The sequence below is a fragment of the Pararhizobium arenae genome (assembly GCF_001931685.1).
In the GTDB taxonomy this organism is placed as follows: Bacteria; Pseudomonadota; Alphaproteobacteria; order Rhizobiales; family Rhizobiaceae; genus Pararhizobium; species Pararhizobium arenae.
On the sequence record NZ_MOOY01000006.1, the window covers coordinates 100348 to 124678 of the forward strand.

At 60.4% G+C, this 24331-nt stretch carries 26 protein-coding genes; 12 read left to right on the plus strand and 14 right to left on the minus strand.

Annotation, left to right across the window (positions count from 1 at the left end):
• Positions 1-53 precede the first annotated feature (53 nt).
• Positions 54-1196 (minus strand): polysaccharide pyruvyl transferase family protein, encoded by a 1143-nt coding sequence (locus BLX89_RS14550; protein WP_083637535.1) that lies wholly within the window; start codon positions 1194-1196, stop codon positions 54-56.
• A 29-nt stretch (positions 1197-1225) separates the two neighbouring features.
• Between BLX89_RS14550 and BLX89_RS14555 the strand changes: the two genes are divergently transcribed.
• A complete protein-coding gene (locus BLX89_RS14555; RefSeq protein ID WP_075291645.1) occupies positions 1226-2293 on the plus strand; it encodes an ELM1/GtrOC1 family putative glycosyltransferase in 1068 nt (355 codons plus the stop codon).
• On the opposite strand, the gene sdhA is transcribed toward BLX89_RS14555, so the two are convergent.
• The 3 genes from sdhA to sdhC are packed head-to-tail and all read right to left on the minus strand — an operon-like array spanning position 2290 to position 4925.
• Complete coding sequence (gene sdhA, locus BLX89_RS14560; protein ID WP_075291646.1) at positions 2290-4134, minus strand: succinate dehydrogenase flavoprotein subunit; 1845 nt, start codon at positions 4132-4134, stop codon at positions 2290-2292. The two genes, BLX89_RS14555 and sdhA, sit on opposite strands and share 4 nt — an antisense overlap.
• Positions 4135-4140: 6 nt before the next feature.
• Complete coding sequence (gene sdhD, locus BLX89_RS14565; RefSeq protein WP_075291647.1) at positions 4141-4521, minus strand: succinate dehydrogenase, hydrophobic membrane anchor protein; 381 nt, start codon at positions 4519-4521, stop codon at positions 4141-4143.
• An 11-nt stretch (positions 4522-4532) separates the two neighbouring features.
• Complete coding sequence (gene sdhC, locus BLX89_RS14570; RefSeq protein WP_075291648.1) at positions 4533-4925, minus strand: succinate dehydrogenase, cytochrome b556 subunit; 393 nt, start codon at positions 4923-4925, stop codon at positions 4533-4535.
• Positions 4926-5230: 305 nt separating this feature from the next.
• On the opposite strand from sdhC, the gene BLX89_RS14575 reads away from it, so the two are divergent.
• A complete protein-coding gene (locus tag BLX89_RS14575) occupies positions 5231-5818 on the plus strand; it encodes a hypothetical protein (protein WP_075291649.1) in 588 nt (195 codons plus the stop codon).
• On the opposite strand, the gene BLX89_RS14580 is transcribed toward BLX89_RS14575, so the two are convergent.
• From BLX89_RS14580 to tsaD, 5 genes are read right to left on the minus strand one after another with little or no spacing between them, the layout of a single operon-like run.
• Positions 5805-6464 (minus strand): class I SAM-dependent methyltransferase, encoded by a 660-nt coding sequence (locus tag BLX89_RS14580; RefSeq protein ID WP_075291650.1) that lies wholly within the window; start codon positions 6462-6464, stop codon positions 5805-5807. The genes BLX89_RS14575 and BLX89_RS14580 overlap by 14 nt on opposite strands.
• 7 nt (positions 6465-6471) lie before the next feature.
• Positions 6472-6903: an EVE domain-containing protein gene (locus BLX89_RS14585; protein ID WP_075291651.1), complete on the minus strand. Its 432-nt coding sequence runs from the start codon at positions 6901-6903 to the stop codon at positions 6472-6474.
• Positions 6904-6905: 2 nt separating this feature from the next.
• On the minus strand, positions 6906-7199 hold the full coding sequence (locus BLX89_RS14590) for a YciI-like protein (RefSeq protein ID WP_075291652.1): 294 nt from the start codon (positions 7197-7199) through the stop codon (positions 6906-6908).
• 17 nt (positions 7200-7216) lie between these two features.
• On the minus strand, positions 7217-8212 hold the full coding sequence (locus BLX89_RS14595; RefSeq protein ID WP_075291653.1) for an NAD(P)H-dependent glycerol-3-phosphate dehydrogenase: 996 nt from the start codon (positions 8210-8212) through the stop codon (positions 7217-7219).
• A complete protein-coding gene (gene tsaD / locus BLX89_RS14600) occupies positions 8212-9309 on the minus strand; it encodes a tRNA (adenosine(37)-N6)-threonylcarbamoyltransferase complex transferase subunit TsaD (protein ID WP_075291654.1) in 1098 nt (365 codons plus the stop codon). The genes BLX89_RS14595 and tsaD overlap by 1 nt, the downstream gene beginning before the upstream one ends.
• Before the next feature lie 71 nt (positions 9310-9380).
• On the opposite strand from tsaD, the gene hemC reads away from it, so the two are divergent.
• From hemC to BLX89_RS14630, 6 genes are all read left to right on the plus strand, one after another.
• The gene (gene hemC, locus BLX89_RS14605; RefSeq protein ID WP_075291655.1) at positions 9381-10310 is read left to right on the plus strand and encodes a hydroxymethylbilane synthase; all 930 of its coding nucleotides are present in this window, start codon (positions 9381-9383) and stop codon (positions 10308-10310) included.
• Positions 10311-10313: 3 nt separating this feature from the next.
• On the plus strand, positions 10314-11015 hold the full coding sequence (locus tag BLX89_RS14610) for a uroporphyrinogen-III synthase (RefSeq protein WP_075291656.1): 702 nt from the start codon (positions 10314-10316) through the stop codon (positions 11013-11015).
• Between the two features lie 131 nt (positions 11016-11146).
• A complete protein-coding gene (locus tag BLX89_RS14615; protein WP_075291657.1) occupies positions 11147-12418 on the plus strand; it encodes a COG4223 family protein in 1272 nt (423 codons plus the stop codon).
• A gap of 10 nt (positions 12419-12428) precedes the next feature.
• Positions 12429-14099 (plus strand): heme biosynthesis protein HemY, encoded by a 1671-nt coding sequence (locus tag BLX89_RS14620; RefSeq protein WP_075291658.1) that lies wholly within the window; start codon positions 12429-12431, stop codon positions 14097-14099.
• A 97-nt stretch (positions 14100-14196) separates the two neighbouring features.
• Entirely contained in the window at positions 14197-14679 is a 483-nt protein-coding gene (locus BLX89_RS14625; protein WP_075291659.1) for a tellurite resistance TerB family protein, read from the plus strand.
• A gap of 1 nt (position 14680) precedes the next feature.
• On the plus strand, positions 14681-15427 hold the full coding sequence (locus BLX89_RS14630) for a glutamine amidotransferase (protein ID WP_075291660.1): 747 nt from the start codon (positions 14681-14683) through the stop codon (positions 15425-15427).
• 7 nt (positions 15428-15434) lie between these two features.
• Here the strand turns inward: BLX89_RS14630 and BLX89_RS14635 are convergent, their stop codons facing one another.
• Positions 15435-16676, minus strand: a complete 1242-nt coding sequence (locus BLX89_RS14635; protein ID WP_075291661.1) for an MFS transporter — start codon at positions 16674-16676, stop codon at positions 15435-15437.
• A 272-nt stretch (positions 16677-16948) separates the two neighbouring features.
• Between BLX89_RS14635 and BLX89_RS25345 the strand changes: the two genes are divergently transcribed.
• Together BLX89_RS25345 and BLX89_RS14645 are read left to right on the plus strand one after the other, a co-directional pair.
• Positions 16949-17911, plus strand: coding sequence for a M10 family metallopeptidase C-terminal domain-containing protein (locus BLX89_RS25345; protein ID WP_075291662.1), 963 nt, complete (start codon positions 16949-16951; stop codon positions 17909-17911).
• 287 nt (positions 17912-18198) lie between these two features.
• Positions 18199-18495, plus strand: coding sequence for a YggT family protein (locus BLX89_RS14645; RefSeq protein WP_075291663.1), 297 nt, complete (start codon positions 18199-18201; stop codon positions 18493-18495).
• A gap of 75 nt (positions 18496-18570) precedes the next feature.
• Here BLX89_RS14645 and ppa read toward each other — a convergent pair whose 3' ends face one another.
• Positions 18571-19110 (minus strand): inorganic diphosphatase, encoded by a 540-nt coding sequence (ppa, locus tag BLX89_RS14650; RefSeq protein WP_075291664.1) that lies wholly within the window; start codon positions 19108-19110, stop codon positions 18571-18573.
• 190 nt (positions 19111-19300) lie between these two features.
• On the opposite strand from ppa, the gene BLX89_RS14655 reads away from it, so the two are divergent.
• Positions 19301-19918: a hypothetical protein gene (locus BLX89_RS14655; RefSeq protein WP_075291665.1), complete on the plus strand. Its 618-nt coding sequence runs from the start codon at positions 19301-19303 to the stop codon at positions 19916-19918.
• Positions 19919-19928: 10 nt separating this feature from the next.
• On the opposite strand, the gene BLX89_RS14660 is transcribed toward BLX89_RS14655, so the two are convergent.
• Positions 19929-20435, minus strand: a complete 507-nt coding sequence (locus BLX89_RS14660) for a GNAT family N-acetyltransferase (RefSeq protein ID WP_075291666.1) — start codon at positions 20433-20435, stop codon at positions 19929-19931.
• Between the two features lie 452 nt (positions 20436-20887).
• Here BLX89_RS14660 and BLX89_RS14665 point away from each other — a divergent pair, with 452 nt between their 5' ends.
• On the plus strand, positions 20888-21754 hold the full coding sequence (locus BLX89_RS14665; RefSeq protein ID WP_075291667.1) for an RNA polymerase factor sigma-32: 867 nt from the start codon (positions 20888-20890) through the stop codon (positions 21752-21754).
• A 57-nt stretch (positions 21755-21811) separates the two neighbouring features.
• Here the strand turns inward: BLX89_RS14665 and BLX89_RS14670 are convergent, their stop codons facing one another.
• Positions 21812-23320: a M48 family metalloprotease gene (locus tag BLX89_RS14670; RefSeq protein WP_083637544.1), complete on the minus strand. Its 1509-nt coding sequence runs from the start codon at positions 23318-23320 to the stop codon at positions 21812-21814.
• A gap of 299 nt (positions 23321-23619) precedes the next feature.
• Complete coding sequence (locus BLX89_RS14675) at positions 23620-24330, minus strand: thiamine ABC transporter ATP-binding protein (RefSeq protein ID WP_143523645.1); 711 nt, start codon at positions 24328-24330, stop codon at positions 23620-23622.
• Position 24331 lies beyond the last annotated feature (1 nt).

Genomic DNA, 24331 nt, shown 5'->3' on the forward strand with positions numbered 1-24331 from the left:
CCTTCGTCTCATCTATATAGTATCGTCGGGTCGTGTGACCACAAGCTTGTTCATCATGGTAGCGGCGTCTGCCGAAGGTCGCGGCTGCGGAGCGCATAAGCCACCATCTGAGCCCTCGTCTCGGCACGCCCGTCTATGGCATCCGATATTATCTTCGCATCGAGTTCTGTCAGGCTCTTAGCATGATGTCTGATCCCCGCATCGGTCACGAACGCGCGCACTTTTTCCCGATTGGTCACGGGGAAAAGCGGTGCCAGCGCCAACGTGGAAAAAATGAGGCCGTGCAGTCGGTTTGTTACGAAGAGCTTGCAAACCTTCAGTTCTGCGACGAAATCCTGCCACGTCACCGGAGCATGATAAGCAATGCCGAAATCGAGTTTCAGCCGCTCCAGATTTTCCCGGTCCTCCGGTTCACACGTTGTCAGCGCTTCCACCGTATGGCCGCCTGCGATCAGCGCAGAGGCCGCTGCGGCCAGCATTTCATAGGTGCCTGTAGCGGCCAGCAGTATGCGCTCGTCATTGCGCCCGGCGGCCGGCGCGATCACGTTCACCTCATCCTGAAGCGCGAAGACGCTGTCCGTCCCCACGTTCGCCGTCAGTCCAGACTTGCCCAAAAACTCCGCGGTGCTTGCATCTCGCACAACCATCACTGGCCGAAGCATCCCGAACAGCCGAGCGATGTTCTTGGATGAATAGAACTTTGCAATCTTGGGCTTCACCGAAAAGGGATAGCAGCGGACCGGCACGCCAAGATCGCTCAGCGCCTTCAACGTCGAGAACATGACGGCGCCAAGCCTGCGCCCGTTCCATTGTTCGCCCCCTGCGACATAAACCGCATCATAGTGTGTGAACGGCTGGAAATCATTGGCCTTCGAGCGTGCCAGCCGATCGATCACCGTCCCCAAACCACCGGGAAGAGCGCCCAACTTCAGCGCCATCATCGTAGAGCCGCCGAGCCTCCTGCCGGGCGACACGCCACGATAATCATACGCTGGCGCGAGCGCGCGGAACGCATCCATGCGCACGGTATCGACAGCGGCGAGCGGATGCGCATATACGTCAACGCTCTGCCCGGGATGGGCAGTTGCCAGCGTCTTCAACATGGCATGAAGGATCGCGAAGTCTCCGACATTGCCCTTCATATTGGCAAAGAGGATTGCTATCGGTCGGTCGGTCGCCGCGTGAGCCTCAGTCATGTGCGTCGACCGGGATGGAAGGGACTGGAATGCGGATATGGGTCATCGATACCGGGCTGCCAGGCGTTAACAACCAATGCCTTGGCCTTGCCGCCGCAATCGCGACCCAGGTGCCCTGCGAAGTTGCTACCGTTCGCGGGAAGATCCGGACCAAGCGACTGCGCGGCCTGCTGCGCTGGGCGCTGCGCCGCAAACTCACCGGCCCAGGTCGGAGAACATTCGTGTCTCGCCTGCTGACACGCCTTATCTTCAACGCGCAGTTCTCCGTGGGAGATGCTCCCGATGTGGTCATCACCGCGCTCGGCCGTTCTGAATACACTGCGGCTCTCCTCGGCGGCACGGAAGGCGCCTTTACGATCCATATCGGTGCGCCCGGCAATATGCCGGCGTCCACCTACGATTTTCTGGTGCTCGTCAATGCCGATACGCCGGCAAACATCGGCTCGCACGTCCATCTCTCTACTTACCCGACCCCCGTCCTGAGGCGGGCGGTCGAGACGAAAGCCGCGGCTGGGCCACGCGATGGGCGCAAGTTGGCCGTCTTTCTTGGCGGGAACGGAGCCGGCTATACCTTCACCGCGACCGACTGGGAGAACCTCGCGTCCGGAATTACCAGTCTTGCAAAGCGCACCTGCACGAAATTGCTGATCACCACCTCTCGGCGCACCGGAAAGGCCGCCGAGAGACAGCTTGCCGCCAGCCTCCCGGGCGACGTGATAGAGGATGCCGTCTGGTATGCCTCCGCGCCGAGACCCGTCATCACCGACTATCTCGCCCGCTCCGACGCAACCTTCGTGACCAGCGACAGCCGCTCCATGATCGCCGACGCGATCGCAGCCGGCAAACCCGTCTACGCCATCGATCCGTCTGAAAAGGCACTCGATGCCGTCCACCGACGGTTCCTCGAGGTTCAGGAGGCGGGCCATCGGCTTCGACGGGTCGCAATGTCCGAACTCGATGCGATCGATGTCGATGCGGATTGTCATGAGTGGTTCAAACCGTTGCCACGCTGTTGGTCGAGCGATTTCCTGGAGGCACTCCTCTCGACCGGTTTTCGTCATATGGTGCCGCAGCCGGAGACCGGCCGCGACGCTTAGTAAACCCGCGCTTTCGGGGCGATCTTGTAGGGGTCGATGCCTTCCGCGATCAGTTCGGTGTGAACCGGGCGATAGTCGAGCTTCACGTCGCCGGCCTCATTAACCCAGGCCAGCGTGTGCTTGCGCCAATTGACGTCGTCACGGCCTGCAAACGGACCATCGGTGTAGTCCTCGCGGGCGTGGGAGCCGCGGCTTTCCTTGCGGGCTTCGGCGCCGTAGATGGTAACGATGGCGTTGGCCATCAGGTTTTCCAGTTCCAGCGTTTCGACCAGATCGGAGTTCCAGATCATGGAGCGGTCGGTGACCTTGATGTCCGGCAGTTCCTTCCAGATCGCGCTCATGCGGCGGCAGCCGTTTTCGAGCGATTCCTGGGTGCGGAACACGGCCGCGTCTTCCTGCATGGTGCGCTGCATCTTCTCGCGCAGCACCGCCGTCGGCGTGCCGCCATTGGCGTTCCGGAGGCGGTCGAAGCGCTCCATGATCTTGTCGCAGGCCTTTTCGTTCAGAGCTGGCACCGGCGCTGCACGATCGATGACCTCGCCGGCGCGGATCGCGGCGGCACGGCCGAAGACCACGAGGTCGATCAGCGAGTTGGAGCCCAGGCGGTTTGCACCGTGAACCGATGCGCAGCCGGCTTCACCAACGGCCATCAGGCCGGGGATAATGCGTTCCGGGTTGGAGCTGTCGGCGTTCAGCACTTCGCCCCAATAGTTCGTCGGAATGCCGCCCATGTTGTAGTGAACGGTCGGCAGAACCGGGATCGGCTCGCGGGTCACGTCGACACCGGCAAAGATCTTGGCGCTCTCGGAAATGCCCGGCAGGCGCTCGTGCAGAACGGCCGGATCGAGATGGTCGAGATGCAGGAAGATGTGGTCCTTGTTCTTGCCGACGCCGCGACCTTCACGGATTTCCAGCGTCATGCAGCGCGAAACAACGTCACGCGAGGCGAGGTCCTTCGCCGAAGGTGCGTAACGCTCCATGAAGCGTTCGCCTTCGGAATTGACGAGGTAACCGCCTTCGCCGCGTGCGCCTTCGGTGATCAGGCAGCCCGAACCGTAGATGCCCGTCGGATGGAACTGAACGAATTCCATGTCCTGCAGCGGCAGGCCGGCGCGGGCAATCATGCCGCCGCCGTCACCGGTGCAGGTGTGCGCCGACGTTGCCGAAAAGTAGGCGCGGCCGTAACCGCCGGTCGCAAGCACCACCATCTTGGCGGAGAAGCGATGGATCGTGCCGTCGTCCAGGTTCCAAGCGACGACGCCGGTGCAATGGCTGCCATCATCGGACATGATCAGGTCGAGGGCAAAATACTCGATGAAGAATTCAGCGTTGTTCTTCAGCGACTGGCCGTAAAGCGTGTGCAGGATGGCGTGGCCGGTGCGGTCGGCAACGGCGCAGGTGCGCTGTACCGGCGGACCTTCGCCGTAGTTCTGCATATGACCGCCGAACGGACGCTGGTAGATCTTGCCTTCTTCATTCCGCGAGAAGGGCACGCCGTAATGCTCAAGCTCATAGACCGCCTTCGGCGCTTCCATGGTGAGATACTGCATGGCATCGACATCGCCGAGCCAGTCAGAGCCCTTCACGGTGTCATAGAGGTGCCACTGCCAGCTGTCCGGCGTCATGTTGCGCAGCGAGGCGGCGATGCCGCCCTGGGCAGCAACCGTATGCGAGCGGGTCGGGAAGACCTTGGTGATGCAGGCGGTACGGAAACCCTGTTCGGCCATGCCGAGCGTCGCGCGCAGACCCGCGCCACCGGCACCGACGACGATCACGTCGTAGGAATGGTCCACATACTTGTAAGCTTTGCCGCCAACGGCAGGAGAGGAGGTGGTTGCCATTTTTGATTACCCTGCAAACGCGATCTTCAGGATGGCGAAAAGACAGAGCCCGCCCACCGCAATCGCAAAAAACATATTGAGCATGACGAGCAGCACTTTCGCGGCTTCACCATGCACGTAGTCCTCGATGATCACCTGCATGCCGAGCTTCATATGGATAAGACCGGAGATGACGACCAGACCCATAATGACGGCGACGAAGGGATTGGCGAGTGCCGCGACGACCTCTTCATAGGGAGCGCCCGCGTGGGTCATCACGAAGAAGATGAAGAACAGGATCAGCGGAACGTTGGCAACAGCCGTGACGCGCTGGCGCCAGAAGTGATCGGTGCCTTCCTTGGCGGAGCCAAGACCGCGAACCTTGCCGAGGGGAGTGCGCATATCCATGGGAAACTCCTTCAGCGGATCGCGTAGCCGACGATCCAGATCAGGAGCGTCAGCACGACGGAGCCAACAGCGTTGGCAATGGCAAGCTTGGTGGCGAAGTTCTTCTCGTAGCCGTGACCGAGATCCCACATGAAGTGGCGGAAGCCTCCAATCAGGTGATGCACCAGCGCCCAGGTATAACCGAACAGAATGATCTGGCCGATGATGGTCCCGAAGAACCAGCTGACCCAGGCATAATAACCCGGACCGCTCGCGGCGGCGATCAGCCACCAGGCGACCAGCAGCGTGCCGAAATAGAGCGCGCCGCCGGTGATGCGGTGCATGATCGACATGACCATGGTGGGAATTGGCTTGTAGATTTGAAGATGCGGCGACAAGGGCCGGCTTTTGGTGACATCCGTCATCGGAACCTCACGGAAGAACCGGCACTCAAATGCCCAAAAACTGGACTATTTTTATCCGGTATTGCACATGATTGTGCACAATTCAGTCTGCCGACCTTTAATCACCATAATCATTAACGACAAGTGTCGTTTGCACTGCAAAATCATTTTAATCGATTAGAGATTACAGGCCTTTCCCGCGAAGGCTCGCTCCTCGTTCGTTAACGATAGATCGCTTTTTGCGCCGTAATTCCGTGACTTTTCCGGCGACATGCCCCAGATTGCCTCTTAAGGATTTGTTAAGAGTTATCCGGAGGGTCGCCAAGATGCGTCCGATCAATCTCCTGAATGCGACGAAGGTACTACTGGCAGCGCTCGCCCTGATCATCGGGACGATCGACATCGCAGCCGCGCGCGACATCGACCAGCGCGTTATCTACCGGCGCGGTCACCATGATCGCCCGGATTATTCGGAGCGATCGATCTCCAGCAAAAACATCCGCCGTCATAACGACCGCCGCGACTGGCGCGCCGACCGTCGCTTCGAGCGGCGCCGTCATCGCGAGTGGCGGGCGGACAATCGCAGGGATCGCCGGTTTGATCGGCGTCGTGAGTTCGTGCGCGAATACAGAGAGCCACGCGGCCGCGGCAATGTCATTGTTTACGGCGGCGGTGATGGCTTCCCCTCGCCGGTACCAGGCATCGGCACCTATGCGGGCAACCTTTCGGCGTGGCAAGATCCCGGCAACGGCATCTATTTCAGCCAAGACTACTATGGCGGCTACGGCGACGTAAGCGTCGATGTCGATCTCGGCGCCTATCTGGGCGGACCACAGATTCTCGACGTCGATCCCCAAGCTGTCGACAATGCCTGCTCTTACGAAAAAGGTGTCTGCGTTATCAGGCGTCGGTAAGGCCGCCGAAGCGCCAGACGGTGGTGCGCTTGACCTCGCCGTCTTCCAGCGCGCGTGTCACCGGCACTTCGTAGGTGTCAAGCGGCTGCATCAGGTGCCGGGGGCAATAGCTGCGCCCGGGATCGCCGACAAGCACCGTGCCGCCATGCTGCACGATGTCGGAAAACCAGGGAATAAGAGCGTCGGCGAAGCCCTTGTCGTAGAACACGTCGCCAGCCAGCAGCACTGTGCCGGGCTTGACCTCGCCAACGATATTCCGATCGGTGAAGGCGATGTCCACGCCGTTCAGCGTCGCATTCAATCGAACAGCCGTTTCCGCCCAGGGATCGATATCGGCGGCCAGCACGGAAGCAGCCCCTATCTTCGCTGCAGCGATACCGACCAGCCCGGAGCCGGCCGCAAAATCGATGACATCCCGGCCGCGTATCTGATCAGGATGATCAAGAACGTATCGAGCCAGTCCCTGGCCGCCCGCCCAGGCAAACGCCCAAAACGGTGGCGGCAGGCCAATCTCCTGCAACTCCTCTTCCGTCTTTAGCCAGAGGTCATGTGCCTCCGTTGCCAGATAGAGCCGGATCTCGGGCACATGCGGCGGCACGAGAACATCGGTGTTTTCGAGGATAAAGGCTTCGGGATCGGTCTTCAAACGGGCCTCAGCGCGGCGGATTTTCCAGACCGCCCATGCGGCAGACTTCCAGATACTCCTCTTCCGTCACACCCTGTACGGAAAGCCGCATCGAGGTAACGAGCTGCATCTTTTCAAGCTTCGGGTTTGCCTTGATATCCTTCAGCGACACCGGTTGCGGCATATCGCAGACGGCACGGATATCGACGCAGTCCCAACGAGCATCGCCATCGGCGGTCGAATCGAGGTGGGAGAGCGCGCAGACTTCGGTGATGCCGACGATCTCAAGTCCTTCGTTCGAATGGTAGAAGAAACCCTTGTCGCCAATCTGCATGGCCCGCATGTTGTTGCGGGCGAGATAGTTGCGCACGCCGGTCCATTCGGTGCCGGCTTGACCCGCATCCTTCTGCATCGCCCAAGACCATTTGAACGGTTCGGACTTGTAGAGCCAGTATCCCACGCTCAGGCCTCCGGCTTGTTGAAGACCCAGTTCCAGGGCTTGATGTCGACCTCGGCGAAAAGACCGGCCTTGGCATAAGGATCGGCCGCCGCCGTCGCCCGAGCTTCTTCGATCGTATCGAGCTTGAAGACGACGAGGCTGCCGTTCGGCTTTCCGGCATCGTCAAGGAAGGGACCAGCAAACGTCAGCACGCCCTTGGCGTTCAGGTCTTCGAGAAAGGCGACATGCTCGGGGCGCGTATCCATGCGCAACTGCAGCGAATCGGGCTTGTCCTTGCAGAGAACGGCAAAAAGCATCGGGTTTTCTCCTGAAATCATTCCTGACGGATGGGGCGGGTCATAAGCTGTTCGAGTGCGGATTTCACATCGAGCCGGCCATCGATAATCGCGGCGACGGCATCGGTGATCGGCATCTCGACGTGGAGTTCAGCGGCAACGGCGGCTGCGACCGAGGCGGCAAAGGCGCCCTCGACCAGCTCGCCGGTTTCCTTGCGCACGCTTCCTTCGCGGCCGATGGCGATGCCGTAACGCAGGTTTCGCGACTGGTGGCTGGTGGCCGTCAGCACGAGATCGCCAAGGCCGGAGAGGCCTCGAACCGTTTCAGCCTCGCCGCCACGCGCGGCAATGAAGCGCGACATTTCCGCAAGGCCACGCGAGATCAGCGCGGCCCGGGCCGAATCGCCAAGCTTTGCGCCCTCGACAATGCCGCAGGCGATGGCGAGCACGTTTTTCAAGGCACCGCCGAGCTGCACGCCGATGCGGTCCGCTGAGGGATAGAGCCGGAAGGTCGGGCTGGAAAGCGCTTCGGCGAGATAGGCAGCGCGCTCGTTGGTTTCCGCAGCAATGGCCATGGCTGTCGGCAGCCCCTTGGCGATATCGGCGGCAAAACCCGGCCCGGAAAGAACAGCGACATTGTGCAGATGCAGTTCCTCGGCAACGACGTCCGTCAGAAGCCGACCGCTCGAGCGCTCCATGCCCTTGGCGCAGATAACGACATCGGTACCCGGACGGATAAACCCGAAGAGAGAACGCGCCGCTTCGCGCTGGGCCTGCGACGGCATGGCAAACAGGACAATATCAGCCGCCTGAAGCACTGTCTGGTTCAGAGAAACCTGCAGCGATTGCGGCAGATCGATATCCGGCAAAGCTTCTTCATTGCGACCGGTGCTTTTGATGTCGTCTATCACGCTTTCACGGCGGGCCAGGAGCGTGACCGGCACCTTGTCGGATGCCGAGGCAACGGCGGCAAGGGCGGTGCCAAAGGCGCCTGACCCGACAACGACGATACCTTTTGACGAACCGTCTGCCATTACGCTTTCGCTCCGCGTTTTCCCGAGCCGAGCAAGGTCTGTGCCGTCTGGTCGAGCGGCCAGCGCGAACGCGGCGCGACAGTGAGATCATCCGACGGCAAGCCGGCCGCCATGCGTTCGGCGCCTGCCCAGGCAATCATCGCGGCATTGTCGGTGCAGAGCTGCAAGGGCGGGGCGATGAAGCGGAAGCCATTGGTATCGCAGAGTGATTGCAGCGTGGCGCGCAGCGCCTGATTGGCCGCAACGCCACCGGCAACGACCAGTGCCGGCTCGGTGGAGAGATTGGAGAACTCCTGTTTGAACCGCTGCAGGCCACGGCCGATGCGGTCCTTCAGCGTACGCGAAATCGCCTTCTGGAAGGAGGCGCAGATATCGGCGATATCCTGCTCGCTCACCGGCTCGATGGACTGCGCCGCCTGCCGCACCGCCGTCTTCAGGCCGGAGAAGGAGAAATCGAGCCGCGCTTCGCCGACCAGAGGCCGGGGAAAAACGAAGCGATCGGGATTGCCGTTGCGGGCTGCCCGTTCAACCGCCGGACCGCCGGGATAAGGAAGGCCGAGCAGCTTTGCCGTCTTGTCGAAGGCTTCGCCGAGCGCATCGTCGATCGTCGTGCCCCAGCGCTCGTAGTCGCCAACGCCGCGCACGAGGATGAGCTGGGTGTGGCCGCCGGAAACGAGCAGCATCAGGTAGGGAAACGCAAGGCCATCGGTGAGCCGCGCGGTCAGCGCATGGCCTTCCAGATGGTTGACGGCGTAGAGCGGCTTGCCGGACGAGCGGGCGATCGCCTTGCCGGTCATCAGGCCAACTAGCAACCCGCCGATCAGGCCGGGGCCGCTGGTGGCGGCAATCGCGTCGATATCCTTCAATGTCTTGCCGGCGCGGGCAAGCGCCTCCTCGATCAGCGTATCGAGCGCCTCGACATGGGCACGGGCCGCAATCTCCGGCACGACGCCGCCATAGACGCTGTGTTCTTCGAGCTGGCTGAGCACCACGTCGCCGAGGATTTCACCATGACCTTCCGCGTCGCGCAGCACGACGGACGCCGCGGTTTCGTCGCAGCTCGTTTCGATGCCGAGGATGGTGAGGGGCGCGGGCATGAGGTACTCGAATGTTGCGGTCGCGGGTAAAGGTGGGTACACGGAACTCCGGTAACAATGGATCGCTGCTGATGCAAACAAAACCTTTCCGGATCGGCACGCGCGGCAGCCCGCTGGCGCTGGCACAGGCGCAAGAAACCCGCAGCCGGCTGATGGTCGCTCATGGCATGCCCGCCGAGATGTTCGAGATCGTTGTGCTTTCGACCGCCGGCGACCGCATTACCGACCGGGCTCTCTCTGAAGTCGGCGGCAAGGGCCTATTCACGCAGGAAATCGAAGACCAGCTTTCCTCCGGCGACCTCGATTTCGCCGTGCATTCCTCCAAGGACATGCCGACGAAACTGCCGGACGGATTGTTCCTCTCCGCCTATCTGCCGCGCGAAGATGTGCGCGATGCGTTCATCGGCCGCACCTTCGACAAGCTGATGGATTTGCCGCAAGGTGCGACGATCGGCTCGTCCTCGCTGCGGCGTCAGGCGCTGATCCGCCGGCTTCGGCCGGATATCAACGTCATCACCTATCGCGGCCTTGTCGAAACCCGCCTGCGCAAGCTGGCCGAAGGACAGGTGGATGCAACCCTGCTCGCCTTTGCCGGCCTGAAGCGGCTTGGCAAGCAGGATGTAGCGACAGAACTGCTGGATGAAGCCGAATTTCCGCCAGCCCCGGCACAGGGCGCGATCTGCATCGAAAGCCGGATCGGGGATGACCGGGTGGGTGCATTGCTTGAGGCCATCAACGATGCCCGCACCCATGAGCGCGTGACCTGCGAGCGTGCTTTCTTGTCAACCCTCGACGGCTCCTGTCGCACGCCGATTGCAGGCCATGCCGTTTCGGATGGCGAAACCCTGCGCTTCTTCGGCATGATCCTGACGCCGGACGGCAGCCGCTTCCACCGCATTTCTGCCGAGGGCAAGGCAACCGATGCCGCCGATATCGGCGAGAAAGCCGGCGCGGAGATCCGTGCGGCAGCCGGAGCGGATTTCTTCGCAAGCTGGACGTAACCCATGCGGGTGCTCGTCACGCGCCCTGACGTTTCAGCCCGGAAAACGGCTGCGAAGCTGGCGGCGCTTGGCCATGAACCCCTGTTGCTGCCGCTGATGAAAGCGGCTCACGACACCGATGCCTCAGGGCGGGCTCTGTCTGAAAGCAGGGGTGCAATAGCCGTGACCAGCGCCGAGGCGCTTCGCACCCTGCCACCGGAAAGCCTCGCGGCGGCCCTTCATCGGCCAATTTTCTGCGTTGGCCCGGCAACGGCAAAAGCCGCCGAGGCGCTTGGTTTCAGAGATGTTCGATGCGGTCAAGGAACGGGGCTCGATCTGGCGGACTTGGTCATTGCAGCGGGTAAGGGTGCCGATCCTCTCACCTATTTCGCCGGCTCTCCTCGCTCCCCGGATTTCGAGCGGCGCCTGACGCAGGCGGGAATTTCCTTCCACACGGTGGATGTCTACCGGATGGTTCCGATTGAACACGATCCGATGGCCGTCACCATGCACCTGCGCGAAAAACGACCGGACGTTATCCTGCTGTACTCGCGTGAAATCGCCCGGCGATTTTTCGAGCTTGTCGAACCCGCCGCCCTGCGGGCGATCGGGAATGTTCGTTTTCTCTGCATGAGCGCCCATGTCGCGGATGCCGTGCCAGCGCATTCCGGCGACATCGTCATTGCCGCGGAGCCGAGCGAGAAGGCGCTGCTTTCACTTCTTTAAGCGCTCCGCATATGCTCTGGTCGCGCAATGTCGCAAGCCGGATCAAGGAATTGTGCGAATAGGGCTTTTCCTGATGGGTCTCGGTCTCTAGGTTTGTTCTTACAACATGCGAATAATGGGAAGAGATGACCATGGGACCGGAAAACCCTCCGCGCCGCTCGAAATCCGACCAGGAGCCGTTGACGATCGATCTGGAAGCAAGCAGCGTCGCATCCGACGAGAAGACGGAAACTGCGGCCGAGCAAACCCTGGAAGCGACAGCGACAGAGCCCGCGACTGCCGTGAGCGAGGACGTGGCTTCGAGGATCGCGGAAGACAACGCTGCCGAGGCTGAGCGTGTAGCCACCGAGGCCCAGATCGACGCGAGCGAAACCGCCGACGATGCGCGCACGCAAGCCGCTGCCGCCGCTTTCGCGGAAGAGCCGGATCACACCGAAACCTACAGCCAAGCGGCTGCTCATCAGCCACCGCCGAAGACATCCAGTTCCGGCGCGCTTGCCGCCGGTATCCTTGGCGGCCTGATCACCTTGCTCGCTGCTGGCGGCCTGCAATATGCAGGGATATTTCCGTCGCTTTCTCCGGAACGCGCAAGTTCCGATGCCGGGCTTTCCGCGGAAATCGAAGCGATCAAAACCCAACTCGCGCAGGCACCTGCAGCCTCTGCACCAGCCGATCTTGGACCGCTCGAGCAACGCCTTGCCGCCCTTGAGAAATCACCCGCCGGCGGCGCGGACAGCGCGGCGCTGAAGGCGCAGGTTGACAGCCTGACGAACGAACTGGCCGCCCTGAAATCCGAACTCGCCGATGCTCGCCAGAGCACACAGGCTTCCGCGTCCGAGCTTGCAAGCCGGCTGGATGCCGCCGAGAAGAAGATCGAGGAACCAGCTAGCGATGTACAGCTTGCCCGAGCTGTCGCTGTTACCGCACTCAAAACCGCGATTGATCGCGGCGGGCCGTTTCTGGCCGAGCTTGATGCGCTGAAGAGTGTGTCGGCCGACGATCCGGCCGTCAGTGGCCTTGCCGGCGATGCGGCAACCGGCGTGGTTTCCCGTGCCGATCTGGTCCGTGACTTTCCGGCTGTCGCCGACAGCATGCTGGCGGCGACGCGCGGCACCGATCCGAACCAGGGCATCTTCGGGCGGCTCGTGGATAGCGCGTCTTCTGCCATCCGCGTTCGCCCCGTTGGAAGCGTCGAAGGCACGGCGCCCGAGGCCATTGTTGCCCGCATCGAAAACAAGCTTGCCAATGGCGACCTGAAGGGTGCGGCGCTGGAATGGGAAACTCTGCCGGCCGAAGCGAAATCCGCCGATGAAGGTTTTAAGGCGAAACTGGACCAGCGTCTTCGCGTCGAAGGGCTGATCGACAGTGCCGTTGCCGGCGCCATGACCGCGAAACAGGGCTGAAGGAGACCTCATGATCCGCATTCTTTCCTTCGCCCTCGTTGTTCTCGCGCTCGCAGCCGGCTTTGCCTGGCTTGCAGACCGGCCGGGTGAACTCTCCCTGATCTGGCAGGGCCAGCGCATCGAAATGAGCCTGATGGTGGCGGCAACCCTGCTCGCCTCGCTGATCGCCGCCATCCTGCTCGTCGTCTGGATCATCCGCGTTGTCTGGCTCTCTCCCCATTCGATTTCCCGTTATTTCCGTGCCCGCAAGCGGGACCGCGGCTATCAGGCGCTTTCGACCGGCCTTATTGCCGCCGGTGCCGGCGATGCCGCCCTTGCCCGCAAGATGACGGCGCGCACCCGCGGCCTGATCAGCGCCGACCAGGAGCCGCTCATCCATCTGCTCGAGGCCCAGACGGCCTTGATCGAAGGCAAGAACGACGACGCGCGCAAAAAATTCGAGCTCATGGCCGACGATCCGGAAACACGGGAACTCGGCCTGCGCGGACTTTATCTGGAAGCCAAGCGCCTCGGCGCCAGTGAAGCTGCGCGGCAATATGCCGAGCGTGCCGCTGAAAAATCCCCGCATCTTCCCTGGGCAACACTCGCGACGCTCGATTATCGCAGCCAGTCTGGCAACTGGGACGAGGCGATCAGCCTCATCGACCAGAGCCGGGCATCCCATGTGATCGAGCGCAAGGAAGCCGATCGCAAAAAAGCCGTCCTGCTCACAGCCCGGGCCAAGGACAAGCTGGAATCCGACCCGAAAGGTGCGCGCGACGATGCGCTTGCGGCACTGAAGGTTTCGGAAAACCTGATCCCGGCGGGGCTTATCGCAGCCAAGGCCTTGTTCCGCGAGGACAACCTGCGCAAGGGCGCCTCGATCCTCGAAAAGCTCTGGAAGCACGAGCCGCAAGCGGAGATCGCCAAACTCTATGTTCGGGCCCGCAGCGGCGATTCGGCCGTAGACCGGCTGAAGCGCGCCACCAAGCTGGAAGCGATCCGGCCCAACAATGCCGTTTCGCTGGCGGCCGTGGCCGAAAGCGCGCTGGAAGCGCGCGAACTTTCGCTTGCGCGTGCCAAGGCGGAAGCCGCGGCCCGTATCCAGCCGACGGAAAGCATTTTCCTGTTGCTGGCAGATATCGAGGAGGCCGACACGGGGGATGACGGCCGTATCCGCCACTGGATGAACCAGGCGCTGAAAAGCCCGCGCGACCCCGCGTGGACGGCCGACGGCATCACCTCGCCGGAGTGGCTGCCGGTCTCTCCGGTGAGCGGACGGCTCGATGCCTTCGAATGGAAGATGCCGATCGCGCAGATCGCCGGCCCGGTCGAGGAGCATGCCGCAGAGACGGTTGATGCCGCCATCCGCAGCCTGCCGCCGGTGTCCGTGAAGGCCGCTGCCGAGCCGGTCAAACGTACGCCCGAGCCGGTCGCGACACCTGTCCGGGAAGAACCGATTACCCGCACGATCGCGGTACCCGCTCCGACCGAATCCGTTCTGGTACCTGAGACAGTCGTGGTCGGGACCACGACGGTTGCGGTGCCCGAGCCGAAATCCGAGAAGCCGAAGACGCCACCACGTCAGGTGCCGGATGATGACGGAGCGCCGGTCGAGCCCTTCTTCGGGCGACCGCCGGATGATCCCGGGGTTCGCGAGACGGCGCCATCTGCTGAAAAGACGAATTTCCGGCTCTTTTAGCCGGATTTCGCTCTCTGTTATTTTACTTTACCTCTTTCCTTCCGTGCGGATGATTTAACCGCGTAGCTTTTTTGACGATATGCCTTCAGGAGACCGTATGTTTGACCGCTTCCGTAGCTTTCTGGAAAGTCTTGCCGGCAACGGAACGGACAAAATCGCAGCCGATGATCCACGCATCGCCGTAATGGCGCTCTGCATTCAGGTCATGGAGGCGGACGGGGAAATTCTCGACAGCGAGCGCCGCAAGGTGCGCATGATGATCAAGGAGCATTACGGGCTCGACGACGCGGCCCTTGATGCACTGATCGCGGCGGGCGAAACCGCGGAAAGCGAGGCGATCGACTTTTTCCGCTTCACCTCCGAAATCAAAAGGCATTTTTCCGAGGAGCAACGTATCGACCTGATCGGCATGTTGTGGGAAATTGTCTATTCCGACGGCAAGCGCAGCGAGATGGAGGACCATGTCATCTGGCGCATTGCCGACCTGCTCGGCGTTTCCGGGCGGGATCGGGTGTTGAAGCGGCAGGAGGCGGCCGCCAAATTGGATGTTGCGGAGGAGACGGCGCAACAGGAAGAATGACATGCTTTTCGACGGTCGATTGATCGGCAGCAGCAAGAACAAGCCGATCCTCATCGTGCTACACCAGGAAAGATCGAGCCCCGGCCGTGTCGGGCATATCCTGCTCGAAAAAGGTTTGAGCCTCGACATTCGTCGCCCCGTGCTCGGCGATCCGCTGCCCTCCACGCTTCACGCGCACTCCGGCGCCATCGTCTTCGGCGGGCCGATGAGCGCCAATGACGAGCATGACTATATCCGGCGGGAAATCGATTGGCTTTCCGTTCCCCTTTCGGAAAACAAGCCGTTTCTTGGCATCTGCCTCGGCGCCCAGATGCTGGTGCGCCATCTCGGCGGCGCTGTCGGCACGCATCATGAAGGCTGGGCCGAAATCGGCTGGTATCCACTTCACGCCACCGAACGCGGCAAGGCGTTGATGGATTGGCCGGATATGGTCTACCAATTCCACCGTGAAGGCTTCGACTTGCCGGATGGAGCGGAGCTGCTGGCCGAAGGGCATCACTATCCGAACCAGGCGTTCCGCTATGGGGAGAATGCCTGGGGCATCCAGTTTCATGGCGAACTCACCCGCGCGATGATGCACCGCTGGGTCGTCCATGGCGCGCATCGCTTCGAATTGCCGGGTGCCCAGATGGGACAGGTTCACCTCGACGGGCGCATGGCCCATGACGCGCCGTTGCGCGCCTTCATGGATCGTTTCCTGACCCACATCTTCCAGCGCACCGGCGAACCGGTCGCTGCCTGCGCCTGAGCGGGTTTTATTTCGCGTGACCGGGTGCGTCGAGCGTATCGATGCGGCGCAACTGCGGGAAGCCGACGGACCAGAGCAGCGCCACCAGCAGAGTGCCAGCGCCGCCGAAGGCCACGGCATGCACCGCACCGAAGCCCGAGGCCATCATACCGGCACGGAACTCTCCAAGTTCGTTCGACGCACCGATGAACACCATGTTGACGGCATTGACGCGCCCGCGCAGCTCATCCGGCGTCCAGAGCGTGATCAGGATTTCGCGGACATAGACAGAGATCATGTCCGCCGCGCCCATGACGATGAGTGCTCCTATCGATATCCAGGGCGTTGTCGAAAGACCGAAGACAATCGTGCCGAGCCCGAACAGGGCGACGCCGATAAACATCAAAACGCCTGCGCGATGGCGGATCGGGTGAGCAGCGAGCCAGATGGCCATGCCGACAGCGCCAATGCCGGGCGCTGCACGCAGGAGACCAAGACCCCAGGGTCCAAGCTCGAGAATATCGCGCGCAAACACCGGCATCAGCGCCACCGCGCCGCCGAGCAACACGGCGAAGAGATCGAGAGAGATCGCTCCAAGCACGACCTTTTCGGCCTTGATATAGCGGAAACCGGCGGTGATCGTGTTCCAGCTCTGGGCCGTGGCGCTGCTGCGTTGCGCCGGTTTCGGCACCGCAAACACCATGACGGCACTGGCGGCAAAGAAGCAGAGCGCGACGATATAGGGAACGGCTGCACCCAAAGCATAGATTAACCCGCCGGCCACCGGACCGACGATCATTGCCGTCTGCCACGAGGTTGAATTCCATGCGATGGCGTTCGGCAGGTCTTCGGCGGGCACGAGATTGGGTGCAAGCGACTGAGAGGCCGGCGCCAGAAAAGCACGCTCGATGCCAAAGACGACAAGGATGCCGTAAACCGGCCAAGGTGAAAAGGTGCCGGTCAGGGTCAACGCCAACAGAGCCGCCGCGCAGCCGGTACTGACCAGCATGCAGATTGCCATGATCATGCGGCGGTTATAGCGGTCGGCGACCGTACCCGTGACGAGGATCAGGACAAGCGACGGCAGGAACTGGAAGAGACCGATCAGGCCGAGGTCAAAGGGATCGCGGGTCTGGTCGTAAATCTGCCAGCCGACGGAAACGCTGATGATCTGGATCGCGAAATAGGCGAGGAAGCGGGCGAAAAAATAGCGCCGGTAACCCACATGCCTGAAGGCTGCGAAACGATGGCCTTGGTGGGGCACTGACATCGGCGTGTTGCTCCTGCTTCCGACACGGCATCCGATCCGACAGCATGTCAATGTCTCGGGTAACGGACGCTGCGTTACTCGGCAATGTCAGCAAGACTGTCAACAACCAATCGGATTTGCTGCGATTTCTGCCTACAGGATGCGTGGAGGTTCAGCTGGTTTGCAGTCTTGAAACAACACATTCTCCTGCCGCCGAAGCAGAAGAGCCACAGCAAAGGTTATCAGAAGCTTTACCGCTGCAGCGTAAAATCCAACCGGAAGGAAGGTGTTTCATGAGCTTTGACGGCAAGACTCTGCGCTACCAGTATTATTTTTATGGCTATGACAAGCTGACCGACGACGATCGGAAATGGGGCTCTGCAACTGACACCCTGATCAAAGGCACCACCACCATAAACGGCCTCAAGATTGGCAGCACGCAGGTCTTCACCATGACCGTAACGGATGCGGCGATCGGCTTTGACTTCCATGGAACGGCGCTCTGGAAGACCGGTTACACCAACGTGAAGAACAAGAACGTCGTCGCCCAGTTCAATGGCGCATTTTTCGAAGACGTCAAGAACACCATGCAGCCAATCATCGGCGTTACCATCAAGACCAATATCAAGGAGATCGACGCCAGCGATGTGCGTTTCCATGAGAACGATCTTGCCGTCGATTTCCGCGGCGCGACGACGTTTGAGGATTCCTCGCTTATTCTGAACGTCATTTTCGCGGCAACGAAGAACGGGGCGATCGTCTTTCAGGGAAAGAAAGACAGCGTTTTCGTCCAGGGACAGGATGCGGCCGACAAGCTTTTCGGCGGCACGGCCAATGACGTGCTGGAGGGCGGCAAAGGAAACGACATCCTTATGGGCAACGCCGGCCACGATACGCTCTACGGCGGGGCTGGCGCCGATGACTTGTACGGGGGCGCGGGTCAGGATGTTTTCGTCTTCAAGGCGGCAAGTGATCTTGGAACCACCGCAAACAACAGCGACACCATCTTCGACTTCAACAGTAAGGACGACAGAATCAACCTTTCAGCGATCGACGCCAATAGCAAGCTCGCCGGAAATCAGGCCTTTGCCTTCATTGCCACGAAATCCTTTTCCGGAACGGCAGGGGAGCTACGCTACGAAAAGAAGAGCTCGGACACCAACATCTACGGCGACGTGAACGGCGACAAGAAGGCAGATTTTGTCGTGCATCTCGATACTGCCCTGACGCTGGCTAAAGACGTCTTTATTCTTTAGAGCACTTGCCTGTCCGCTTCTTCATCGAAAATTCTCCAAACTTGCAGGCCGGACTTCAACTACCGACCGGGAACGCCTACATAGGCGACACGTTCACCTGTCTGGTAAGGATCCAGGCGGTACCAGGACATGAAAAGTTGAAGTCTCTTGCAATCGCGCGATACACGGCCCGTTTTGCCTACACGCTCGCAGAGAAGAGAATTTACGCAATAAAAACAAAGGTAAACGGGGATTGACACCCCTAAGTACGAACAATAGTTTGTGCGACGACGAATTTGGAGACCCGCATGCTCGCTGTCATCGGCACCTTGAACTTCATCATCAACATCGCGTGGTTTCTGATCATCGCGTCGGCCATCTTCTCGTGGCTCTATGCGTTCAATGTGATCAATGTGAACAACCAGGCGATCAACATGATCGGCCGCTCCCTCTATCAGTTGACCGAACCGCTCTATCGCCCGATCCGTCGTGTGCTGCCGGACATGGGCGGGGTAGATCTGTCGCCGCTGGTCGTGCTGGTCATTCTCTACTTCATCCAGCTTTTCCTCAACACGACCATCGCCCCGGCCCTTCTCGGCTACTGATCCGAGCTTCGGGAGAAAAAGAAAACCTCCGGAACGACGCCGTTCCGGAGGTTTTTCAGTTGGTCTTAAAGAAACTTACTTCTTCTTTTCGTTCTCAGCGCGCTCGATCGCCTCGACGATCATCTTGCGGGCGAAGTCCGCATCCTTCCAGCCGAAAATCTTGACCCATTTGCCGGGCTCCAGATCCTTGTAGTGCTCGAAGAAGTGCTCGATCTGCTGCAGGGTGATTTCCGGCAGATCGGTGTAATCCTTGACCTTGTCGTAACGCTTGGTCAGGTGATAGTTCGGCACGGCAACGATCTTCTCGTCCTTGCCGGAATTGTCTTCCATCATCATCACGCCGATCGGGCGGACATTGATTACACAGCCAGGAACCAGCGGACGGGTGGAGGCGATAAGCACGTCGATCGGGTCGCCATCGTCAGAGAGCGTGTGCGGTACAAAGCCGTAATTACCCGGATAGGTCATCGGCGTGTAGAGGAAGCGATCGACAACGAGCGTGCCGGCTTCCTTGTCCATTTCGTACTTGATCGGATGGCCGCCGACCGGCACTTCAACGATGACGTTGATATCGTCCGGCGGGTTTTTGCCGATGGAAATTGCATCGATGCGCATTGGGACTCCCCAGCTGTCGTGTTTTGATGGCAAGTCCGATATCGGGAAAACTGTGGCAACGCAACATGACTTTGCTGCAGATTGTCCAAGCACCCAAGCTTGGCGCATCCGATTCTATAAACATCCGGCCAAGGGATGACGTCCGCGCAAAAGCCATGCACACTGCGAACCGCCCCTTCGGAGACCCCGCATGCACCGATATATCACCCTTCTGGCTTTCTCCGCTTTTCTGCCGAGCTCGATCGCCCTTGCAAACGACAGCGCCTATACGGATGTCGATTTCGATGCATGCCAGAAGCTGTCTGAAGATGAGGCGGGCGTTGCGCTGAAATGCGAAGGCTTGAAGGGCTACGCGATCTACTTCAAAGAAGGGGATTTGCGCCAATCCGTGTCCTATGGGCCGCTGAGCAAGGCTTACATAGACGGCGCCTTCGAAAGCTTCACGCCGTTCAACCGAACCGGCAGCAAGGTGGAGTGGCGTCTCGACCCTTCCGGAAAACCCGTGGCCGCGATTCTTCGCTACTTCCTGGAAAATCCTGATCCCGAGACAGGTGCAAGCAACCCAAAGCTTGAGGGACAGGTTCTTGTCATTTCGCGTGTGGCGCAGGAGGAGGATGGAAAAAGCTGCGTCGCCGGCTATGTCGATGCCCTGGCAAATCGTGATGCCAACATATTGGCCCGCAAGATTGCCGACGACATTGCACCGTCTTTTGTCTGCGGAAAAGAAACGCCCGTCTACCACGGCACGCGCGGTCCCCGCGCGGCAGAACCCGGCCTCTATCTACCGGAAGAACCGACCCCGCAATGAATCTGTCGACTCAGTTCCAGATGTAACCGATTTTTTTCAGGTGTTTTTCGCCGAAATCTTCCATGCCTTCACAGATGTCGTTGCCGCCCGCCATCCGGAAGAATCGGTCCGCGTGATGGCTGTCTTCCAGGCACCAAACCACCAGCCCCTGACAACCGAGTGACTTTAGAAGATTCTTGGCTTCGCCGAAGAGAATTCGGCCGAGTCCGATGCCCTGATATTCGGGCCTCAGATAAATCTCGTAAACCTCGCCTTCCTGCGGAAGCGAGCGAGCGCGATTGAGGCCGAGCGTTGCGTATCCTGCAATGACACCCGCCACTTCGACAACAAGCAGCGTTGAAGGCCCCCGGGTTGCCTTCCGCCACCAGTTTTCATTGCGGCGATCAACCATCTGATTGAGCGGGCGATGCGGGATCAGGCCGCTATAGGCCTGAAGCCAGGAAACGCGATGCACTTCCGAGATGGCAGCGGCATCTTTCGGCTCGCCGGGACGCACCTCGATAGACAATGTTTTCATAGCGCAACTCTAAACCGGTGCCGTGCAAACGGGAATCCCGCGCGGATGTCGACCGCCCTCAACCCACAGACAAGATGGGACGGCGACAGGCAAAAAGTTAACGCAATTTTAACTTTCTGGGCAAGCACCAAAAACAATCAGACACAACAAAGCGCGTGACGAAACGCGGCACATGAATGCCGGTCGCGCGATCAACGGATTTTTCATTATTTTCGCAGAGATGCGGAACCTTTTGCGATTCAGGGCGTTCTGAGGCGTCCGGTTATGCGCGCGAAAGTGTGCCTTCCCACACCGGATGCCAGTCGCAGCCGAACCTCTCCGGCTGTCGGTCAACCAGGAAGTAGGGCGTCTCGATTGCCGGTCAAGATTCAATCACCGAATTCGGCAGCTCGAGCGATTTGGGGCCCTCTCCCGCCACGGGGCATTCACACATGCCCGCCACGGAGCAGCCGATGAAAAATTTCTCCGCAGACAGGCGCATGATCAAGATCGCAATGGCCGCTCCCTATCTGGAACGGCAGGAGGAGCAGGAACTGGCGCAAGCCTGGAAGGACAAGCACGACCAGGAGGCTCGCAACAAGATCGCCATGTCGCACATGCGGCTGGTCATCTCCATGGCGGCCAAATTCCGCAACTTCGGACTACCCATGAGCGATCTGGTGCAGGAAGGGCATCTCGGCCTCCTCGAGGCTGCCGCCCGCTTCGAACCGAGCCGCGAAGTTCGTTTCTCCACCTATGCGACCTGGTGGATAAGGGCCTCGATGCAGGATTACGTGCTTCGCAACTGGTCGATCGTCCGCGGCGGTACAAGCTCTGCTCAGAAAGCACTCTTTTTCAATCTGCGGCGCCTTCGCGCCAAGCTGGCTCAAGGCGACAAACATCTGACCGCCCAGGCCGTCCATCAGGAAATCGCGACGGCTCTCGGCGTGAGCTTGGCAGACGTGCAAACCATGGATGCCCGTCTCTCAAGCAACGACACCTCACTTCAGGCGCCGATTTCATCGGGTGATTCCGATAGCGGCGAGCGGCTCGACATGCTGGCCTGCGATGCACCCCTTCCCGACGAACAGGTATCGGACATGATCGATCAGGAGCGCCGCAGCATTTGGTTGAAGCACGCACTGGGCAAGCTGAACGAGCGGGAAATGAAAATCATCCGCGCACGACGCCTCTCAGAAGACAGCGCGACGCTCGAGGAGCTCGGAGTGGATCTCGGGATTTCCAAGGAACGTGTGCGCCAGATCGAAACCCGCGCCCTGGAAAAACTGAAGATTGCCCTGGTGGCCCAGGCGCCGGTGCTGGCGACAATGCCGCACTGAATACCCTTCACACTCAGCACCGACTGGAAACCCGCCCTCGTGGCGGGTTTTTTTGATCTACTCGGTGATGATCTTCAAACGATCGCCAGGCTTGATCGTCGAGGTCATTTGCAGCGCGTTGATCATGCGGAACAGATCGAGCTTGCGGTCGGTCCCCTGCATGCGCGCCGACAGCGTTGCCAGCGTATCCCCTGACCTTGCCGTCACGACGCGGATACGCAGCGGCTTCAGGGCGCTGATTTCCTGTGGCGTCATGCGACGGAACGAGGCGCGCAGCGCATCTGACGTCGGCCCGAGAGACGCTGCGCCCTTTGGAACCGCGGTCAGGAACCGGTAGATCTGCGTGTCGATACGGATGACCGTCACATCGAAATCCCAACGCTCCGCGGACGCGCGCGCCGTAGCGGCTTCGAGGCCGTTAACACTGACTGCACGGATAGTATCGGGCTGCAGGCCGGTCACCCAGCCGCTGGCGATATAGTCGGTCAGACTGCGACGCTGCGCGTCGGCAACGCCGTCAAAGCGGATCGCAACGTCTCCCGGCCCCGTCGCCAGAACGGCTTCTGCCTTGTTATCGATCTGGAATCCTGCGGGCACATCGAAACGGATCCCGAGCTTTCCATGCAGGAACGTCTGGCCACGGACATAACCCTCCTGCGGGCTGTCCCCATAAAGCAGGCCGTCGATACCATCGAGATAATAGTCGCGGCCACGATCGCCCACGCCTTCCGGTCCGAACGCGCGCGCATGGCGGCGCGCGAGATCCACGCGCTGCGGCGCGCTCGGATGGCTCGAAAGGAAGTCAAGGCTTTGGTCTGCCTCCGGATCGACCGAGGAGAAGCGCGCATAGGCCGCCATCGAATCCAGGAACCGGGCGGCGGCATAGGGATCATAACCTGCTTCGCCCAGCATTCGAACGCCGATCACGTCAGCCTGCAGTTCCTGATTGCGCGAAAAGGCAGCCAGTCTGAGCTTGCCGCGGGCCAACGCCTGCTTGCCGGCGAGATCGCTGGACAGGACTTCCGAAACGACGCGGCTGGCGATGACTTCGGCCTCTTCGCGCTGCTGGCGCTCGATGCCGTGGTTCGCCGTGACGTGTGCCATTTCGTGGGAGAGAACAGCCGCAACTTCGGACGCATCGTCGGCAAGGGCCAGCAGACCACGGGTCACGTAGAGATAACCACCGGGCAGCGCAAAAGCGTTGATCGCCGGAGAATTGAGAATGGTGATGCGATAGGACTGGTTCGGGTTTTCCGACACGGCCGTCAGCGCGCCGGCAATGCGGGCCACCAGACGTTCCGTCTTGGCATCCTTGTATTCACCGCCATAGCTTGCGACGATGCGCGGATGCTCGCGTGCGCCCATTTGCGCCCGAGGATCATTCTTCTGGACTTCATCGACGATCTGGGGCGTCGAAGAAGGCGCAACCTGCGGCTCATAGGTTTGTTCGATCACCGACTGGCAGCTGGCCAAAAGCGGCAAGATGAACAGAAAGGCACCGAGACGCGACGACAATCCGGCGCGCTTCACGGATGATCCTCGATCTGCGCCTGCCTCTGCCTTCATCCCTCAGCCTGCTTCCCGTCTTTCAAATCAGCCCGTCAATCCATCGCGTCCCGTCGGCTCACGACAAATTTGTCATACTTTACAGTCGTATAAATAGGTGCCGTATGACTTTCGGCAATAGAATTGCTCTAACCTATTCCTGTTGTCCGTGCCTAGACAAAGCCCGGACAAACGCATCAGAATTCATCGCCCCGTGGTATAGCAGCAACGCATGCGCGCAGTTTCACTATGCTCAAGCGAGGGCTCGCACGGGGCGGCGTTCAAATTGTGGCAGAACCCCGGGGAAGACTATGCCGGGCTCATTTTCCGAGAAACCGTGCAATTTCAGGGGGTGCGGTGCGAAGCATGAAATCGGTTTTCGCTTCTTGCACGAGAATTTGCCCCCCATCGAGAAACACAACGCTATCGGCGAGTCGCGCGACGTCCTGAGGATGATGCGTTACCAGAAGGATGGTCGCCTCTTCGCTCCTTCGAAGGTCAAGGATCAGGTCTCCCATGCCGCTGCGCAGACCCGGATCAAGCGCCGCAAACGGCTCGTCGAGAAGTATGACGGGTCGACGACGCACCATGGCGCGGGCGAGTGCCACGCGCTGGCGTTCTCCCCCCGAAAGGCTTGCCGGCATGCGCTTGGCAAAACCGTCAAGGCCCACCCTCAAAAGCGCGCCGGCAATGCGCGCCTTGTCAGCGACCCCGAGCCTCAAGCCCGGATTGATACCCAGCCCGACATTGCTCACGACATCGAGATGGGTAAAGAGATTGTGCTCCTGAAAGACAACACTGACCGGCCTTTCTCCCGGGGACATCCGGGTGACATCCTGCCCGAGCAGTTCGATCCTGCCGTCGTCCGGCATGTCGAACCCGGCAACAAGATTGAGAAGCGTCGATTTTCCCGAGCCGGACGGGCCGGTGACTGCGATGATCTCGCCCTTGCGGAAAGCGCAATCGAAAGCAAGTTTTGTCGCGCCGAAATCAATGCCGACACCTTTGAGCCGGATGGCGATATCATCGATT

What these genes read in the sequence shown, in the direction of transcription:
- BLX89_RS14550 (WP_083637535.1), bottom strand. Translation starts at nt 1,196, where the DNA reads ATGACTGAGGCTCACGCGGCGACCGACCGACCGATAGCAATCCTCTTT.
- sdhC (WP_075291648.1), bottom strand. Translation starts at nt 4,925, where the DNA reads ATGACGGATGTCACCAAAAGCCGGCCCTTGTCGCCGCATCTTCAAATC.
- BLX89_RS14635 (WP_075291661.1), bottom strand. Translation starts at nt 16,676, where the DNA reads ATGTCAGTGCCCCACCAAGGCCATCGTTTCGCAGCCTTCAGGCATGTG.
- BLX89_RS25345 (WP_075291662.1), top strand. Translation starts at nt 16,949, where the DNA reads ATGAGCTTTGACGGCAAGACTCTGCGCTACCAGTATTATTTTTATGGC.
- BLX89_RS14655 (WP_075291665.1), top strand. Translation starts at nt 19,301, where the DNA reads ATGCACCGATATATCACCCTTCTGGCTTTCTCCGCTTTTCTGCCGAGC.
- BLX89_RS14625 (WP_075291659.1), top strand. Translation starts at nt 14,197, where the DNA reads ATGTTTGACCGCTTCCGTAGCTTTCTGGAAAGTCTTGCCGGCAACGGA.
- BLX89_RS14665 (WP_075291667.1), top strand. Translation starts at nt 20,888, where the DNA reads ATGAAAAATTTCTCCGCAGACAGGCGCATGATCAAGATCGCAATGGCC.
- BLX89_RS14615 (WP_075291657.1), top strand. Translation starts at nt 11,147, where the DNA reads ATGGGACCGGAAAACCCTCCGCGCCGCTCGAAATCCGACCAGGAGCCG.
- tsaD (WP_075291654.1), bottom strand. Translation starts at nt 9,309, where the DNA reads ATGCCCGCGCCCCTCACCATCCTCGGCATCGAAACGAGCTGCGACGAA.
- ppa (WP_075291664.1), bottom strand. Translation starts at nt 19,110, where the DNA reads ATGCGCATCGATGCAATTTCCATCGGCAAAAACCCGCCGGACGATATC.
- BLX89_RS14630 (WP_075291660.1), top strand. Translation starts at nt 14,681, where the DNA reads ATGCTTTTCGACGGTCGATTGATCGGCAGCAGCAAGAACAAGCCGATC.
- BLX89_RS14595 (WP_075291653.1), bottom strand. Translation starts at nt 8,212, where the DNA reads ATGGCAGACGGTTCGTCAAAAGGTATCGTCGTTGTCGGGTCAGGCGCC.
- BLX89_RS14620 (WP_075291658.1), top strand. Translation starts at nt 12,429, where the DNA reads ATGATCCGCATTCTTTCCTTCGCCCTCGTTGTTCTCGCGCTCGCAGCC.
- BLX89_RS14660 (WP_075291666.1), bottom strand. Translation starts at nt 20,435, where the DNA reads ATGAAAACATTGTCTATCGAGGTGCGTCCCGGCGAGCCGAAAGATGCC.
- BLX89_RS14590 (WP_075291652.1), bottom strand. Translation starts at nt 7,199, where the DNA reads ATGCTTTTTGCCGTTCTCTGCAAGGACAAGCCCGATTCGCTGCAGTTG.
- BLX89_RS14610 (WP_075291656.1), top strand. Translation starts at nt 10,314, where the DNA reads ATGCGGGTGCTCGTCACGCGCCCTGACGTTTCAGCCCGGAAAACGGCT.
- sdhA (WP_075291646.1), bottom strand. Translation starts at nt 4,134, where the DNA reads ATGGCAACCACCTCCTCTCCTGCCGTTGGCGGCAAAGCTTACAAGTAT.
- sdhD (WP_075291647.1), bottom strand. Translation starts at nt 4,521, where the DNA reads ATGGATATGCGCACTCCCCTCGGCAAGGTTCGCGGTCTTGGCTCCGCC.
- BLX89_RS14555 (WP_075291645.1), top strand. Translation starts at nt 1,226, where the DNA reads ATGCGGATATGGGTCATCGATACCGGGCTGCCAGGCGTTAACAACCAA.
- BLX89_RS14670 (WP_083637544.1), bottom strand. Translation starts at nt 23,320, where the DNA reads ATGAAGGCAGAGGCAGGCGCAGATCGAGGATCATCCGTGAAGCGCGCC.
- hemC (WP_075291655.1), top strand. Translation starts at nt 9,381, where the DNA reads ATGCAAACAAAACCTTTCCGGATCGGCACGCGCGGCAGCCCGCTGGCG.
- BLX89_RS14645 (WP_075291663.1), top strand. Translation starts at nt 18,199, where the DNA reads ATGCTCGCTGTCATCGGCACCTTGAACTTCATCATCAACATCGCGTGG.
- BLX89_RS14575 (WP_075291649.1), top strand. Translation starts at nt 5,231, where the DNA reads ATGCGTCCGATCAATCTCCTGAATGCGACGAAGGTACTACTGGCAGCG.